The sequence below is a fragment of the Tissierella sp. QWL-11 genome (genome assembly GCF_058683765.1).
Window position 1 is genome coordinate 781,833 of the sequence record NZ_CM178750.1, and the last position, 15,679, is coordinate 797,511.

The 15,679-nt window shown below is 29.4% G+C and carries 16 protein-coding genes and 1 riboswitch; of the genes, 15 read left to right on the plus strand and 1 reads right to left on the minus strand.

Annotated elements, in window-relative coordinates; genetic code table 11:
* The 13 genes from dhaM to AC4PG3_RS03845 all read left to right on the plus strand — a co-directional run bounded on the left by dhaM (position 1) and on the right by AC4PG3_RS03845 (position 13,290).
* The gene (dhaM, locus tag AC4PG3_RS03785; RefSeq protein ID WP_492197742.1) at positions 1–393 is read left to right on the plus strand and encodes a dihydroxyacetone kinase phosphoryl donor subunit DhaM; all 393 of its coding nucleotides are present in this window, start codon (positions 1–3) and stop codon (positions 391–393) included.
* Between the two features lie 236 nt (positions 394–629).
* Positions 630–2,111, plus strand: coding sequence for an alkaline phosphatase (locus tag AC4PG3_RS03790; protein WP_492197743.1), 1,482 nt, complete (start codon positions 630–632; stop codon positions 2,109–2,111).
* A complete protein-coding gene (locus AC4PG3_RS03795) occupies positions 2,111–3,226 on the plus strand; it encodes a YibE/F family protein (protein ID WP_492197744.1) in 1,116 nt (371 codons plus the stop codon). Before AC4PG3_RS03790 ends, AC4PG3_RS03795 begins: the two co-directional genes overlap by 1 nt.
* Positions 3,227–3,393: 167 nt before the next feature.
* The gene (locus AC4PG3_RS03800; RefSeq protein WP_492197745.1) at positions 3,394–4,377 is read left to right on the plus strand and encodes a helix-turn-helix domain-containing protein; all 984 of its coding nucleotides are present in this window, start codon (positions 3,394–3,396) and stop codon (positions 4,375–4,377) included.
* A gap of 147 nt (positions 4,378–4,524) precedes the next feature.
* On the plus strand, positions 4,525–6,189 hold the full coding sequence (locus AC4PG3_RS03805) for an ABC transporter substrate-binding protein (protein ID WP_492197746.1): 1,665 nt from the start codon (positions 4,525–4,527) through the stop codon (positions 6,187–6,189).
* Positions 6,190–6,258: 69 nt separating this feature from the next.
* Entirely contained in the window at positions 6,259–7,245 is a 987-nt protein-coding gene (locus AC4PG3_RS03810; protein ID WP_492197747.1) for an ABC transporter permease, read from the plus strand.
* Positions 7,242–8,063: an ABC transporter permease gene (locus AC4PG3_RS03815; RefSeq protein ID WP_492197748.1), complete on the plus strand. Its 822-nt coding sequence runs from the start codon at positions 7,242–7,244 to the stop codon at positions 8,061–8,063. Before AC4PG3_RS03810 ends, AC4PG3_RS03815 begins: the two co-directional genes overlap by 4 nt.
* A 9-nt stretch (positions 8,064–8,072) precedes the next feature.
* The gene (locus AC4PG3_RS03820) at positions 8,073–8,882 is read left to right on the plus strand and encodes an ATP-binding cassette domain-containing protein (protein WP_492197749.1); all 810 of its coding nucleotides are present in this window, start codon (positions 8,073–8,075) and stop codon (positions 8,880–8,882) included.
* Positions 8,866–9,504: an ABC transporter ATP-binding protein gene (locus tag AC4PG3_RS03825; RefSeq protein WP_492197750.1), complete on the plus strand. Its 639-nt coding sequence runs from the start codon at positions 8,866–8,868 to the stop codon at positions 9,502–9,504. Before AC4PG3_RS03820 ends, AC4PG3_RS03825 begins: the two co-directional genes overlap by 17 nt.
* Positions 9,505–9,781: 277 nt before the next feature.
* The gene (locus AC4PG3_RS03830; protein ID WP_492197751.1) at positions 9,782–10,318 is read left to right on the plus strand and encodes a signal peptidase II; all 537 of its coding nucleotides are present in this window, start codon (positions 9,782–9,784) and stop codon (positions 10,316–10,318) included.
* A gap of 122 nt (positions 10,319–10,440) precedes the next feature.
* A complete protein-coding gene (locus AC4PG3_RS03835) occupies positions 10,441–11,235 on the plus strand; it encodes a mechanosensitive ion channel family protein (protein WP_492197752.1) in 795 nt (264 codons plus the stop codon).
* Positions 11,236–11,384: 149 nt separating this feature from the next.
* A complete protein-coding gene (locus AC4PG3_RS03840) occupies positions 11,385–11,744 on the plus strand; it encodes a LapA family protein (protein ID WP_492197753.1) in 360 nt (119 codons plus the stop codon).
* A 22-nt stretch (positions 11,745–11,766) separates the two neighbouring features.
* Complete coding sequence (locus AC4PG3_RS03845; RefSeq protein WP_492197754.1) at positions 11,767–13,290, plus strand: diguanylate cyclase; 1,524 nt, start codon at positions 11,767–11,769, stop codon at positions 13,288–13,290.
* Positions 13,291–13,344: 54 nt separating this feature from the next.
* Here the strand turns inward: AC4PG3_RS03845 and AC4PG3_RS03850 are convergent, their stop codons facing one another.
* The gene (locus tag AC4PG3_RS03850) at positions 13,345–13,920 is read right to left on the minus strand and encodes a rhomboid family intramembrane serine protease (RefSeq protein WP_492197755.1); all 576 of its coding nucleotides are present in this window, start codon (positions 13,918–13,920) and stop codon (positions 13,345–13,347) included.
* Between the two features lie 141 nt (positions 13,921–14,061).
* Positions 14,062–14,201, plus strand: a riboswitch (cobalamin riboswitch).
* A gap of 110 nt (positions 14,202–14,311) precedes the next feature.
* Here AC4PG3_RS03850 and AC4PG3_RS03855 point away from each other — a divergent pair.
* Entirely contained in the window at positions 14,312–14,632 is a 321-nt protein-coding gene (locus tag AC4PG3_RS03855) for a CGGC domain-containing protein (protein ID WP_492197756.1), read from the plus strand.
* A gap of 20 nt (positions 14,633–14,652) precedes the next feature.
* Positions 14,653–15,678 carry an ABC transporter substrate-binding protein gene (locus AC4PG3_RS03860; RefSeq protein ID WP_492197757.1) on the plus strand — a complete coding sequence of 342 codons (1,026 nt, stop codon included), beginning with the start codon at positions 14,653–14,655 and terminating at the stop codon, positions 15,676–15,678.
* The last annotated feature ends 1 nt before the right edge of the window (position 15,679 follow it).

The window sequence follows — 15,679 nt, forward strand, 5'->3', positions numbered from 1 at the left end:
ATGATTGGATTAGTCATCATATCTCACAGCAATAAGATTTCACAAGGTGTAGTAGAACTATGTTATGAAATGGCAGGAAAAGATTTGAAAATAATATCAGCAGGAGGTACTTCAGACGGCAGAATAGGTACTGATCCCATATTGATAAAGGAATCTATAGAAAAAGCTTATGATGGAGATGGAGTTGGAATACTTGTAGATATAGGAAGTTCTATTATGAGTTCAGAACTAGCAATTGAAATGTTAGATGATAAGATAAGAGAAAAAGTTTTCATCTTAGATACACCTATTGTAGAAGGTAGTATAGCCGTATCAGTACAAGCATCTATATCAAATGATATGGATGAAATAAAAAGGGTAGCAGAGGAAGTCCGAAATATGAAGAAAATTTAGTATGGGATATAGACCTTATAATTGCTTTAAATAGCTGTTATAAGGTTTATTTTTATTTAATAAGATTTAGACTAGAATAAAATGATACAATATAAATTAAGGATAAAAAAGTTTGAAGTCTGGATTCCTGTTGTAAAAGTATAATAAAATAATTTACATAAAGTTTACTCCTATCTAATCTCTTTCTAATGTAAATGACATATGATGTATTTGAAATAATGATTAGGAGGGATTAGATGTTTAAAAAGGGTTCATTAACAAAGATAATGGTAAGTGCACTTTGCATCTCCATTATTTCCATTGAGGCTTTAGGTGGTGTAAGCTTTGCAAATGACAAGGTAAAGGAAAATGTGACAAAGGAAAAAGTAGTAGTGGAAACAGTAAGCAATAAATCAGCAAAAGCTCCAAAATATATATTTTATATGATAGGAGATGGCCTAGGAGCATCACAAAGACAAATTGCTGAGTATTACAAACAACAGGTTGAAGGAGATGACAATTTAAAGTTAACCATGAATAGTTTCCCGGTAGCAGGTATGAATACTACCCATTCACTTGATACTCTAGTTACTGATTCTGCAGCAGCAGGGACAGCATTGGCAACTGGTTACAAAACAAATAACGGAATGATTGCACAATTGCCTAACGGTAAAAATGTAAAAACTTTAATTGAAATGGCAGAAGAAAAAGGATTAGCTACTGGTATGATTACAACAACAAGATTAACCCATGCAACTCCAGCTGTATTTGCTTCTCATAATGCAAGTAGAAATAACGAAGATGAGATAGCTGTTGATTATTTAGATAGTGGTGTAGAATTTTTAGCAGGAGGAGGATATAGGCATTTTGCTCCTAAAAATTGGATTGGTGGAAAATCAAAACGTACTGATGAAAGAAATGTATTAAATGAATTTAGGGAACAAGGATATGAAGTTTTTTATAATGAGTCAACAGTAAATGAGTTTAGAGACTATGAGCCGGGAGCAGAGGAAAAAGTAATCGCTACTTTTTCATACAGCCATTTGCCATATGAAATTGATCGAATGAAGGAAGATAAAACTCCAAGTTTAGCTGAAATTACTGAAAAAGGTATAGATGTATTATCTAAATATGAAGATGGATTTTTTCTAATGGTAGAAGGTGGAAGAATTGACCATGCTTGCCATGCAAATGATGCACCAAGTAGTATTCATGATACATTAGCATTCGATGAAGCTGTAAAGGAAGCTTATGACTTTTATTTAGAACATCCTGATGAAACTTTAATTGTAGTAGTGGGAGACCATGAGACAGGTGGATTAGGAATGGGATTTGGTAATGAATATTTTATAGATTTAGACCATATTAAAGATGTAAATATTTCCATAGAGGATACACTACAAAATAAATATACTGGTGATAAGGAAAGTTATTTTAAATATATTGGTGAAAGCCTTGGATTGAAGGATTTAACAAAAGAAGAAAAAGCTAGTATTGTAGAAGCTATGGACAAGGTAGATAAAAATATAGAAGATTCCAGAAATTATGGATCCTATGACCCTGTAGCTATTGCCACTACTCATGTTATTTCGGAAAGGGCCAATATATTTTGGACAACATTTGCTCACTCAGGAACAGCTATACCAATGTCTGCTATTGGTGTCAATGCAAATGAATTTGGTGGCTATAAAGACAATACAGAGATAGGAAAAACTTTAGGAGAAGTATTAGGATACTAATGATAAAAAAGATAGCCCCAATTATATTTGTTGTAATTTCAATATTAATACTTATAGGAATTGTAGTAGTAGAAAATAAAGGGAAAGTTGAATCTGATAATATAGTGGAAGTAAAGGCCGAAGTAACCCATATAGATGATAGTAATATCATACAATCTGGAATAACAAGGATAGGGGATCAAAGCCTTATAATAAGAGTATTAGAAGGAAAATTCAAAGGTAAAGAAATAAATGCTGTAAATCATCTAATGGGAAAAATGGAAATAGATAATTATTACTATCCTGAGGATATTATTATAGCTGGATTATTAGTAGAAAATGACATTGTTGTATCTGCAAAGGCAATTGATTTATATAGACAAAAGAGTTTACTTATACTATTTTTAATATTTGTATTTTGTCTTATTATATATGCTAAATTTACAGGATTAAAAGCTTTACTTTCATTTATATCTAGTTTATTTATTATTTATAAATTTCTCATACCAGGATTATTAAGTGGTAAAAGTCCCTTAGTCTTAACTGGGATTTCATTAGTTGTCATTACAGCTATTATTATATTTTTAGTAGCTGGAGTGACAAAAAAAGGAATCATTGCCTTTATAGGAACTATGTGCGGTCTTTTTATTACCATGGGACTTACATTAATCTTTGGAGAACCACTAAGATTAAATGGTATGACTGCACCCTTTGCTGAAACTCTTTTATACAATGGCTATATGGATTTAAATATGCAACATATTTTTTATGCAGCTATAGTTATAGGTGCTGCAGGAGCGGCTATGGATATTGGAATGGATATAGCAGCATCTATGGAAGAAATAAAGAGCAAAAAACCAGATATTCATATGAGGGAATTAATAGAATCAGGATTTAACGTGGGAAAATCAGTTATAGGCACAATGACAACAACCCTTTTATTAGCTTATTCAGGAGGATATTTAACATTACTAATGCTATTTATGGAAAAGAACTCAAGTATTGAAAGAATGGTTAATTTGAAAATCGTAGCAGCAGAAATTATGAGAACATTGATAGGTAGTATAGGATTAGTATTAATAGCCCCTATAACAGCTATAATCGCAGGATGGATTTATACACATGAAAGGCATTAGGATAAACTAATGTCTTTTTGTTTTTATTTAAATATATTATTTTCATGATATGTGCTTATAGATTACCAAAATAATAGATCAGAAAAACAATAATTTAAACTTTAGTACAGAAATAGAAGAATATGGTATACTCTTATTGATATGGATTATTAACAAGGAGGATTTTCATGAATGGGGATAAAAGTTTTATAATAGATAAATATTTCCAAGAAATAGAAAAGCAGTTTTCCTGTTTTAAAAGTCTTGAGATATTAGGTACTAAATATACTTTTTCAAAAGAAATAGGAATTGGAGAAATTTTAAGAATTCCTATTAATGATAAATTAGAAATAGGGATTTTTGATATTTTATCAGAGTGCAAATACTCTATAAAAAATAAAAATGAGATGGATTTATTAATAGTATCTTATTGTTTAGAAGGAAATAAAGAAATAAATTGTGGAGAGAAATATTGTATAAAAAAAGGAGATATAAAATTTTTAAGACAATCAAAAATAAATAGAGAAATTACTCATAAATTTTCAAAATATAAATCAATGTGTTTATTTATAGACTTAAAATATTTTAAAAATATTTTAATAAGATCAGAGGATTGTTTTTTAGATTGGAAAAATTCTATAGATATAATATGTAAAGAAAACCATATTGTTATAGAAAAAGCACCAAATTTTATAAATGAAATGGTAAATGAAATAAAATATATTAGTCCAAAAAGTGTTATAGATTATATAAAAATTAATGAATTAGTATTAAACTGTTTTGCATCAATTTTTAAGTTTAAATTAGATGAAAGATGTTTATTAAAATGTGGAAATGAAGATGATTATATATGTAAAGCAAAGAAAATTATAATAAATAATTTAGAAAACCAACTTTCTATAAAAGATTTAGCAGAAAAATTAAATACAAATACATATAGATTACAAAAAAGAATAAAAGAGACAAAAGGGACTACAGCATACGAATTTATTCGTAAAACAAAAATAGATTATAGTAAAAATCTTCTAGAGGAGACAAGTCTACCAATTATTTGTATAGCCCAAAGTATAGGATATGAAAATCCAAGTAAGTATTCAAGTGCATTTAAAAAAATTACTGGACTAACCCCAACAGATTATAGAAATAAATTTAAAGAATATGGGAAATTTTAATTATTGGAGCATAATACTATTTTTTGGGGTTGATATTGATAATTATTATCAATATAATTGTACTTAGTTTAGTTCAAAAATCAAATTTAATCAATTAAATTTAGTTTTTGTTTTAAAATAGCTAATAAATAGAAAGGACTGAATTAAGTGAAGAGATATAAAAAAATCATATCTATGCTCCTACTTGTAGTTATCATGGGAACTCTTGTAGGATGTAAAGCTAATGAAGTAGGTAATCAGGATGTAAATGAAACTGATAATACAGAGTCTAAATTAGAGAAAGATGAAACAAAAGAATCTAGCTCAAAGAAGGATGAATTAATTGTTTCAATGGGAGAAAGGATACCCCATGAATTTGATCCAAAGAAAAGATGGGGAATGTATAATGAAGGACATATTATACATAGTACATTACTTATGAAAACTGCAGATTTAGATATAGTTGGAGATTTCGCTAAAGACTATAGTATCTCAGAAGATGGGAAAGTATGGAGTTTTGATCTTCATGATAATTTTAAATTCTCTAATGGTGAGCTGGTGACTGCAGAGGATGTTAAGTTTTCCTATGAAATGTTAAAAGATTATGGTCAACATTGGGATTTAGCATTTATTGAGAAAATAGAAATTCCTGAAGAAAATAAAATAGACATATATTTAAATGAACCACGCTCCACATTTTGGGCACAACTTACAGAAGTTCCTATAGTGCCAAAGGCTCATTACGATGATAATTATACTCAAAATCCTATAGGTTCAGGCCCATATATGGTTACTCAATTTGATAAGGATGAGCAAGCTATTTTTGAAGTTAATCCATATTGGCATGGAGAGGAGCCATATTTTAAAAAATGGACTTGGGTTTGTTTAGATGAGAATACTGCTCTTGCTGCAGCTAAGGCAGGAAAAGTAGATATTGTATATGCCATACCTGAATTTGCAGATGAGGAGATTCCAGGCTGGAAATTATTTGAGTATGAGTCCAATGACGTTAGAGGATTATCATTACCTTATGTTAAACCTGGTCAAACTGAATCACCAGATGGATATCCTGTAGGAAATGAGGTTACAAGTGATCCAGATATAAGAAAAGCATTAAATATAGGGCTTAATAGACAGGAAATTGTAGATATAGTTCTAAATGGTCATGGAAAGCCAGCTTATTCAGTTATAGATGGTATGCCATGGTGGAATTCAGAAACAGCTATTGAGGATGGCAGAGTAGAGGAAGCTAATAAACTTTTAGATGAAGCTGGATGGAAAGAAGGCAAAGATAAAATACGTGAAAAAGATGGTATCAAAGCAGAATTTGAACTATATTATCCTACAAATGATAAGTTAAGAACTAATGTAGCTATTGCAGCTTCAGAACAGGCTAAAAGTCTGGGGATAAATATTAAAGTAGTAGGAAGTAACTGGGATGAAATGGTGACAAAAGCTCATGAACATGCTCTTTTATATGCAGGTGGTAGACATCATCCTAATCAATTCTATCAATCTCATGATCCTGAAAGGGCAGGCCATGGATGGGCTAATATAACTTTTTATGATAATCCTAAGGTTATGGAATACCTGGATAAAGCTATGACTGCTATAGACTTAGATGAAGCAAATAAATATTGGAAATTAGCTCAATGGGATGGTGAAACTGGAGCTAGTACATTGGGAGATTTACCAAACTGTTGGTTAGTAAGAATTAATCATACTTATTTAGGAGATAAGAGACTAAATGTAGGAAAACAACCTATGCACACTCATGGGCACGATTGGGCTTTACTTCACAATATATATGAGTGGACTTGGGAAGAAGACTAAAATAGTTTTTAAAAAAGGTGCCATATGATATATGGTGCCTTTTTAAAATAAGTACTAGGAGGAAGAAATTTGAAAAAACAAATTAGGTTTATTTTTCATAAATTGTTGAGAGGTCTTACTCTTCTTTTAGGTCTTTCTATATTGACTTTTATTTTAATGAAAAATTCGCCCATTGATCCTGTAATGGCGAGTGTTGATTATGATACTTCTTTAACTCCTGAACAATATGCAGCTATTGAAGAGTATTGGGGTCTTAATAAGCCACCAATTAATCAATATTTTTCTTGGTTGAAAAGTATTCTTTCTGGCAATATGGGTATTTCTAGAGTACATAAAAGACCGGTTATAGAAGTTATAAAGGAGAAGGCATTGGCCTCTGCAGCATTAATGGGAATATCTTGGACCCTTTCAGGGATTATAGGTATAGCATTGGGGACTATAGCAGCTTTTAATAGAGGAAAGTTATCAGATAGAATAATAAAATGGTTTGCATATTTGCAAGCTTCTGTTCCAACATTTTGGATTGGGTTAATATTTTTATTAATTTTTTCTGTAAAACTAGGCTGGTTTCCCATAGGGATTTCCGCTCCTATAGGTGTTATTAAAACTGAAGTTACCATATGGGAGAAGATACATCACCTTATATTACCAGCCCTTACATTGAGCGTTTTAGGAACTGCAAATGTAGTATTGCATACTAGAGAAAAAATGATAGATGTATTAAATAGTGAATATGTACTTTTTGCCAGAGCTAGAGGAGAGAGCAATTTCCAAACATTTAAAAATCATGCTCTTAGAAATGCAACAGTACCAGCTATAACTATCCACTTTGCTTATTTTGGAGAATTGTTTGGAGGATCTATATTAGCTGAACAAGTCTTTTCTTATCCAGGATTAGGTTCTACATTGACAGAGGCAGGATTAAAAAGTGATATGCCATTACTATTGGGAATTGTAATGATAAGTGCGGTTTTTGTTTTCTTAGGGAATATGATAGGAGATATTATAAACGCAAGGATAAATCCATATTTGAAACAGGGAGGACAACAAATATGAAATTAAATTCAAGAAAAAAACTAATATTTTCTATAATATTATCTTTAGTAATAATATCTATTATTGTAATCTTAGGATTTTATTTAGGTGAAGATAAATTATTGACAAATAGTGCAAAAAAAAGTTTGTCACCAGATAGTGAGCACATTTTTGGTACAGATTGGTTAGGAAGAGATATGTTTACAAGGACTATCAAGGGTTTAAGATTTTCTATGTTAGTAGGGTTTTCAGGAGCCTTAATAGGAGCTATATTCGCTATTACTTTAGGAGTTATGGCTGCCACATGTGGGAAAACAGTAGATTCTATAATACTATGGCTTATAGATATGTTTATAGGTATGCCTCATATGATATTTATGATTTTAATATCATTTGCTGTGGGAAAAGGTGCAAAGGGAGTTGTAGTTGCAGTAGCACTAACCCATTGGCCTACACTTGCTAGACTTGTTAGAAACGAGGTAAATAATATTAAAAATCTAGAATATATAAAGATATCTAAAAACTTTGGAAAAAGTAAAATGTATATTGTTAGAAATCATATTTTACCAGCTATAATTCCTCAAGTTATGATAGGGTTTTTATTACTATTCCCTCATGCTATCTTACATGAGGCTTCTATGACATTTTTAGGATTTGGCTTGTCAGCTCAAGTCCCATCTATAGGAGTAATTTTATCTGAAGCTGTAAAACATATATCAATTGGAGATTGGTGGCTAGTTGTATATCCAGGTTTACTACTTATTATATTAGTAAAGAGCTTTGATAATATTGGAGAATCATTAAATACACTACTAACTCCTCAAACAAGTCATATATAGGAGGCAAATATGAGTGAGAACATATTAAAAGTCAAAGATTTATGTATTTCATTTAGTCAATATACAAAGGGACTAAATATACAAGAGATAACTCCAGTGGAGTCTTTAAATATTGAGATTAATAAAGGGGAAATACTGGCAGTAGTAGGAGCTAGTGGTTCTGGTAAGAGTTTACTAGCTCATGCTGTTATGGGTATTCTCCCTAGAAATGCTACAATAGAGGGAGATATGTATTATAAGGAAAGGAAAATGTCTCAGGAATTAATTGAAGAATTAAGAGGTAGTGAGATTGCTTTTATTCCCCAATCAATAAACTATTTAAATCCTCTTATGAAGGTTAAAGATCAAGTAAGAATAGGATTACCTAAGGAAAAAGCTAAAAGTATTCAAGAAAATTTATTTGAAAGCTATGGGTTGAACAAAGATGATGGAGATTTGTATCCCTTTCAATTATCTGGAGGAATGCTTAGGCGTGTTTTATTTGCAACTAGTGTAAGAAAAGGAGTAGAGCTTGTTATAGCTGATGAGCCAACTCCAGGTATACATCCTGAAGTTTTAGATACTATACTATTGCAACTTCGAAAATTTGCAGACAGTGGTATGGCTGTTATGTTAATTACTCATGATATTATGTCAGCTCTTAAAATCTGTGATAATGTAACTATATTTAAAGATGGAAAAAATATAGAAACATCACCAGCAAAAGCTTTTGAAGGTAATGGCAGCAAATTAAAAACTGAATATGCAAAACTATTATGGAGATCATTACCTGAAAATGAATTTATAGAGATGGAGGAATTTAATGACATTAAAATGTAGAAATTTAGGATTTTATTATGAGAAGGATAATTGGCTATTTAGAAATGTGGATTTGACTATTAACCCAGGAGAAGTAGTAGGAATATCTGGATATAGTGGATGTGGTAAAACAACCTTAGCTAAAGTTTTAGCAAATTATGAAAAACCCTGTGAAGGACAAGTATTTATTCATGGAGAAAAAAAGAAAAAAGCAGGATTTCAACAGGTACAATTAATACTTCAACATCCTGAAAAATCTATGAATCCAAAATGGAAAATGGAGAAGATAATAAATGAAAGCTATACCCCAGATAAAGAGTTATTAGATACATTTGGAATAAAGGATGAATGGATGAACAGGTGGCCTATTGAACTATCTGGTGGAGAATTACAAAGATTTTCCATAGTTCGCTCATTAAATAGAAATACTAAATACATCATTGCAGATGAAATGACCACCATGCTAGACGGAATTACCCAAGGAGAAATATGGAATAAATTGCTAAAAATATGTAAAAAAAGAAATATAGGATTGATTGTAGTTAGTCATGAAAAAAGCATATTAAATAAGATATGTGATACTATTTATTGTATGAATGAGTTAAATAAAGATAAAAATAATAGTAAATCCTGTTATTGTTGAAGTTAGTAGATTAGATTTAAATATAGATTTAAGAGATAGATAGTTAGGCTATTAAAATTATAAGCTTAACTATCTATTTTTTATTTAATTGTATATATTTAGAAATTTATTAAATAATTAAATGTATGAAAAGCCCATAAATATTAATTGGATAAATAATATTTGAATTGCTATAATAAATATAAATCAATAAGGTTTATTTTATGTTTTATAGGTGTAAGATGGATTTTTTTAGACAGTCTAAGGTAGAGAAAATATTTATATAATGGGGTGTAAAATGAATTTGAAAATCAAAAATAAAAATACATATCTAGGAGTAATTATATTAGTAATGTTAGATCAGGGGATTAAAATTATAATTAATAATAATTTTTTGGATAAAAGATTTACTATACTACCTTCTTTTCTATACTTTAAGCCTATGTTCAATAGAGACTATTCATGGTTTAATTCTATGCTACAATTAGGTGTTGGTAAATGGATACATATTTTAGTAGTAGCAATTATGAGTATATTGATATATTTATTTTATCAATATTTAAATAGGCAATTTAAAACTGAGAAAATTATTAATACTATGTATGCCTTTATATTTTCTGGTTCTATATGTTCATTGATTGATAAGGTTTTTTGGAATGGTAGCTTAGATTATATATTAGTAAAGGGTCTTTTTACATTTGACTTAAAAGATGTATATATTAATATTTTTAATGTATTGCTAATATTATCAGTTCTCATGAAAAACAAAGCTTTAAGTCAAATCGATGATAATGTAGTGAAAGGTTTTATTAAGTATATTTTAGGAAAATCATAAAAAAGCAGAAAAATAGTAGTTGACCATTCTGACAAGTAAGTTCAAGTTCGATAGGTAAATGTCAATAATATATAGGATTTGAAATTTTATTTTTGGGTATATGTGTTAGCGGAGGGATGTCTATGTTACAAATATATTCAACAATACTTTTACCACTGGCTAAGAGTATTACACTTGCTATTATTGTACTCTTTGTAGGGCTTATTGTAATACGTAAAATAACTGAGCTGGTAGGAAAACAGATTGAAAAGTCAAAGCTTGATGATACATTAAAACCCTTTATTATGTCATTGGTTAGTGGGATTTTAAAGGTTCTTTTAGTATTGAGTGTAGTAAATATACTTGGAGTTGATACTTCATCCTTTGTGGCAATAATAGCTGCAGCAGGCTTCGCAATAGGACTTGCATTTCAAGGTTCATTATCAAACTTTGCAGGAGGAATACTTCTTCTTATATTGAGACCTTTTAAGATGGGAGATTTTATAGAGGCAAATGGATTTAGTGGGACTGTGGAGTCAATTCAGATTCTAAACACTACTTTGAAAACTCCTGATAATAAGGTGATTTATGTACCAAATGGAGATCTTTCAAATACAAGTATTGTAAATTATTCAGTAAAAGATACTAGAAGAGTGGATTGGGTGTTTGGAGTAGGATATGAACAGGATGGGGACAAGGTCAAAAGAGTTCTTACTGAAATTGTTACTTCACATCCATTAGTACTAAAAGATCCAGATGTATTTGTAAGGATGAGTGAACATGGGGATAGTGCTGTAGGATTTACAGTTAGGGCATGGGTAAATTCACCAGATTATTTTACAGTTTACTTTGACATAATGGAGACTGTGAAAAAGAGATTTGACCAGGAGGGTATTTCAATACCATATCCTCAAATGGATATTCATATGGAGAAGTAAGAAAAGGCAGGTTAATCCTGCTTTTTTTATTTTAACTAAAAATAAAAAATATTATGTAAAAAACACTTACACATATGCTATAATCAAAACAATAAATAACTTTATACAATATAGTGTTTTAAAAATAAATTATTAAAGGGGAGATTATTTTGAAATTAAAAGTAAATACAGAAATTAAATTTATTATTTCTTTAATATTTGCTATTTTAGTGGCAGTATTTGCTATTCAAAATTCAGGGAATGTAGAGGTTAGGTTTTTTCTTGCACAATTTACAATATCTCAAGCCGTAGTAATACTTATATCTGCAATTGTAGGGGCTATAATTGTGCTTTTATTAGGACTTATTAAACAAATAAAACAGAATATGAAGATTAAACAATTATCTAAGGAAGTAGACCAACTTACAAAGGAGAAAAATGAACTTGAAGCTAAATTAGAGGAGTTAAATTTAGTTACTGAAGAAAAAAATGAATTAGAAGAAAAAGTAGATTATGGTTCTAGTATATAAAAATTAAAAGGAATAGATAAAATTGAAAAACAAATACACAATTATTACACTTTCAGTAGCAATCATAATATCTTTAATGGTTATGTATTTCAATTTTTCATCTCATAATGAGACCCAAAAAATATATTTAGAGCAAACTGAAAAGACAATTATGAATTTGAAAAAAGATTTTTTAAAGGATACAGTAAATAATATTTTTGTGGAAATAGATAACTTAAAAGAATCTAAATGTAAAAATTATAAAAAAAATATAGAATTTAAATTAAGTGAATTTCAAAATCAATTAGATTTTAAAAATGAAGAATTTGAAAAAAATTTTGTAGATAGCTTTGAAAATAACTTGAATTCTGAAATGTGGACAGCCTTTTTATGGAACAATAATACAGGAGAAGTCTTATATGACCCCCTAAATTTGCACAGGGGAACCATAGAGAATACTATAAAAAACTTCAAATCTTCCATGTCTTCTTATGGTGTAATTGAAAAGGGGAGTATTCAAGGTGTTTTTGGAGTTAGTAAAACCTATGTAGATGAAATCGTAAAAAAAGAAATAGGAGATATAATAAGAAGCCGAAGATTTTCAAATGATTCTTATATATGGGTAAATGAGATTATTAACTATGAAGGTGGAGAAAATTATGCAATTCGTAGAATCCATCCAAATCTAAGTGATACAGAGGGAACATATTTATCTACAAATATGAAAGATATAAAAGGTAATTTACCATATTTAGAGGAATTGGAAGGGATAAAGAAAAATGGGGAGTTGTTTTTTACTTATTATTTTAAAAAATTAAATAGTTCCCAGATATCAGAAAAGATCACCTATGCAAAACTCTATGAGGAATATGACTGGATAATTGCCATGGGTGTACATCTAGATGATATCAATACTTATACAGAAAAGGTTAATAAAGAAATTTATTCACTATCTCGTAAAACAATAACTAGATTATTAAGATATATTTTTATAGTTTTATTGATAGGATTTATAGTGCTTTATTTAATAGGAAAGAGGAGCTTTTTGAATTCAACAAAATCTTTAGAAGAGGCAATGAACTTAGATGTATTAACTAGTACATCTAATAGAAGATGTGGCCAGAAGAATTTGAAATTATTTTTTCAGGAGTATAGATTAATTGGAAAAAGTCCAGCTATTATGATATTAGATATAGACAATTTTAAATATGTAAATGATAAATATGGTCATAAAGTAGGAGATATTGTTCTTTTAGAAGTTGTAGAAAGAGTAAGTAATTTTATAAGAAGCTCAGACCACTTAATTCGATGGGGAGGAGATGAATTTGTAGGTATATTCCCAGGATTAAGAGAAGAAGATATAACGAGATTTGGTGAAAAATTACTAAATGAAATTTCTAAACAAGAAATTCTAGTGGAAGATAAGACTATCAGTATAACTGCTTCTGTAGGTTTTTCTTATTTTAAGACTAGTGACAATAACTGTAGTGATGTTTTACAGAGGGCAGATAAAGCTATGTATGAATCAAAAGAAAAAGGGAAGAACAAGGTAAGTATATTGTTATAAGAGAGATATAAAAGACATTTAACTCTATATTAAATGTCTTTTATATCTTTTATTTTATCTAATGAATATATAAGAAAGCAAGTATCCTATTACAAGTCCTCCAAGGTGAGCTGTAGTACTTATACTTGGTATTGCTAGTGTCAATATTAAATTTATACCAAGTAGTTTTAATATGCTTTTTCTGCCTGCTGGAGTAACCATATCCCTATGGCGATGGACTAGATATAAAAAAGCACCGAATAGTCCAAATAAACTTCCTGATGCACCAGCAGAAATTGAGACAAAATCAAAGAAAAATGTGGTTAAGTTCCCCCCTATACCTGTTATGAGAAAAAATAATAGATATTTTTTAGCACCCATAAGTCTTTCAATTTGAGGTCCAAATATATATAGGGCATAACCATTAAAAAATATATGCATAATTCCTATATGGATAAAAATTGAAGTTATAAATCTATAATATTGATTATATTCCATGACAAAAGGAGGAAATAGAGCACCATATTTTATAAGTGCCTCAATATTTGTAGTCCCACCATTTAAAGTTATAAATATAAAATAAACTATCATTATAGTTAGAAATATAAATGTTACTTTACTTTTCTTATAAAAATCTGTTAATCTTTCCAAGATTCTTGTCTCCTATTCTATTATTACATTAAAATTCTTTAATCGTATTATTACATAATACCCTTGAAATATCAAACTTTAAATTGCTTTATAGAAAATATGATTTGACAAATGTTATATTATATATTATTCTTATGAAGACAATTAAAGAATAAAAATAGTTTTTTATAGGGGAAGTTGGGTTAAAATCCCACACGGTACCGCCACTGTGAAATATAATCTTTTATGTACTTAAAAATTATATTAAAGTCAGAATACCTAGCTATTTTAGTTTGCCAGAACTTTACGGATTATAAAGGGGGTAAGAGAGAAACTTTGTTTATTCAGCCCATTTATATAAATTGGAGCTGTTTTTTTTTATTTAAAGAAGATTTTTTGAAAGGGGAATACTATGAAAATTGCTATAGGAATGTGTGGCAAAACTAGTGGAAGATGTTCAACCATGGGTTGCTTTAGAGCTTACAACAATAAAGATAAGCACTTTGAAGTTTATAAAGATATTGATACAGAACTTTTATCTTTTTTTAGTTGTAATATGTGTTTTGAAGATGGAGAAGAAAAATTAGAGAAAATAGCAGCAAAACTTAAAGATAATGAAGTTGAAAAACTTCACTTAGGGGGTTGTGCTGTTAGATGTAAGGAAGATAATTTAGAAGAAATAAAGAAAGTGTTTCTAGATTTAGACATAGATGTAATAGAAGGAACGCACTAAAATTAAAGGAGACAAGAAAAGTGAAAAAAATTTTAAGTTTATTATTAGCTGTAGCTATGTTATTTAGTATTACTGCCTGTTCAAATGAAAAAGAAGTATCTCAAGAAAAAGATGAAGTACAAAATGAAAACATAAAGAATGAAGAAGCACAAGATGATGAAAATTCCCATTATCCTGTAACTATAACAACTTATAATTACCAAAAGAAACCTGTAGAAATTACTTTTGAAAAAGCACCTGAAAAGGTACTAGCTATATATCAAAACTCTATTGAAACCCTATTAGCCCTTGGATTAGAAGATAAAATAGCTGCTGCATCTGGCTTAGATCATGATGTAAAAGATGAATATAAAGAGGCATTTAAAGATATTAAATACTATGAAAACCTTCCTACAAAAGAAGAAGTTCTTGGTATAGAACCAGACTTTATTTTAAGTTGGTATTCTTTATTTGACGAGAAAAGACTAGGAAATGTAGATTTTTGGCATGAAAGAAATATAAATACTTATATGGCACAAAATAGTGGATTAAAAAGTCCTGATACTTTAGAAAATGAATATGAAGATATATTAAATATAGGTAAAATATTTAATGTAGAAGAAAAGGCTAATGAAATAGTAGACAATATGAAAAAAGAAATTCAAAGGGCAAAGGAATTTTCTAAGGACAGTCCTTCTGTAAAAACTGTTATATTAGAAGTAGGTTCAGATAATACTTATAGAATATATGGAGAAAATAGTATTGGTGGAAATATAGCAACACTAGTAGGAGCCGACTTAGTAGCTCGTGAGAATGGTCGAATAGGGGCTGAAGACTTAGTAAATTTAGACCCTGAAGTTATATTTACAGTTTATTATGGTGATTCTGTTGTAGAAAAAGCTGCCCTAGAAAAAATTATGAATAATCCTTCCATTTCTAGTATTTCAGCTGTAAAAAATAAAAGAGTATATCCAATAATGTTAAGTGAGGTTTATGCTAGTGGTATTAGAACTTTAGATGGGATAGTATCAATTAGCAATGGTCTATATCCTGACCTTCAAAAATAGA

What these genes read in the sequence shown, in the direction of transcription:
- dhaM (WP_492197742.1), top strand. Translation starts at nt 1, where the DNA reads ATGATTGGATTAGTCATCATATCTCACAGCAATAAGATTTCACAAGGT.
- AC4PG3_RS03790 (WP_492197743.1), top strand. Translation starts at nt 630, where the DNA reads ATGTTTAAAAAGGGTTCATTAACAAAGATAATGGTAAGTGCACTTTGC.
- AC4PG3_RS03795 (WP_492197744.1), top strand. Translation starts at nt 2,111, where the DNA reads ATGATAAAAAAGATAGCCCCAATTATATTTGTTGTAATTTCAATATTA.
- AC4PG3_RS03800 (WP_492197745.1), top strand. Translation starts at nt 3,394, where the DNA reads ATGAATGGGGATAAAAGTTTTATAATAGATAAATATTTCCAAGAAATA.
- AC4PG3_RS03815 (WP_492197748.1), top strand. Translation starts at nt 7,242, where the DNA reads ATGAAATTAAATTCAAGAAAAAAACTAATATTTTCTATAATATTATCT.
- AC4PG3_RS03820 (WP_492197749.1), top strand. Translation starts at nt 8,073, where the DNA reads ATGAGTGAGAACATATTAAAAGTCAAAGATTTATGTATTTCATTTAGT.
- AC4PG3_RS03825 (WP_492197750.1), top strand. Translation starts at nt 8,866, where the DNA reads ATGACATTAAAATGTAGAAATTTAGGATTTTATTATGAGAAGGATAAT.
- AC4PG3_RS03830 (WP_492197751.1), top strand. Translation starts at nt 9,782, where the DNA reads ATGAATTTGAAAATCAAAAATAAAAATACATATCTAGGAGTAATTATA.
- AC4PG3_RS03835 (WP_492197752.1), top strand. Translation starts at nt 10,441, where the DNA reads ATGTTACAAATATATTCAACAATACTTTTACCACTGGCTAAGAGTATT.
- AC4PG3_RS03855 (WP_492197756.1), top strand. Translation starts at nt 14,312, where the DNA reads ATGAAAATTGCTATAGGAATGTGTGGCAAAACTAGTGGAAGATGTTCA.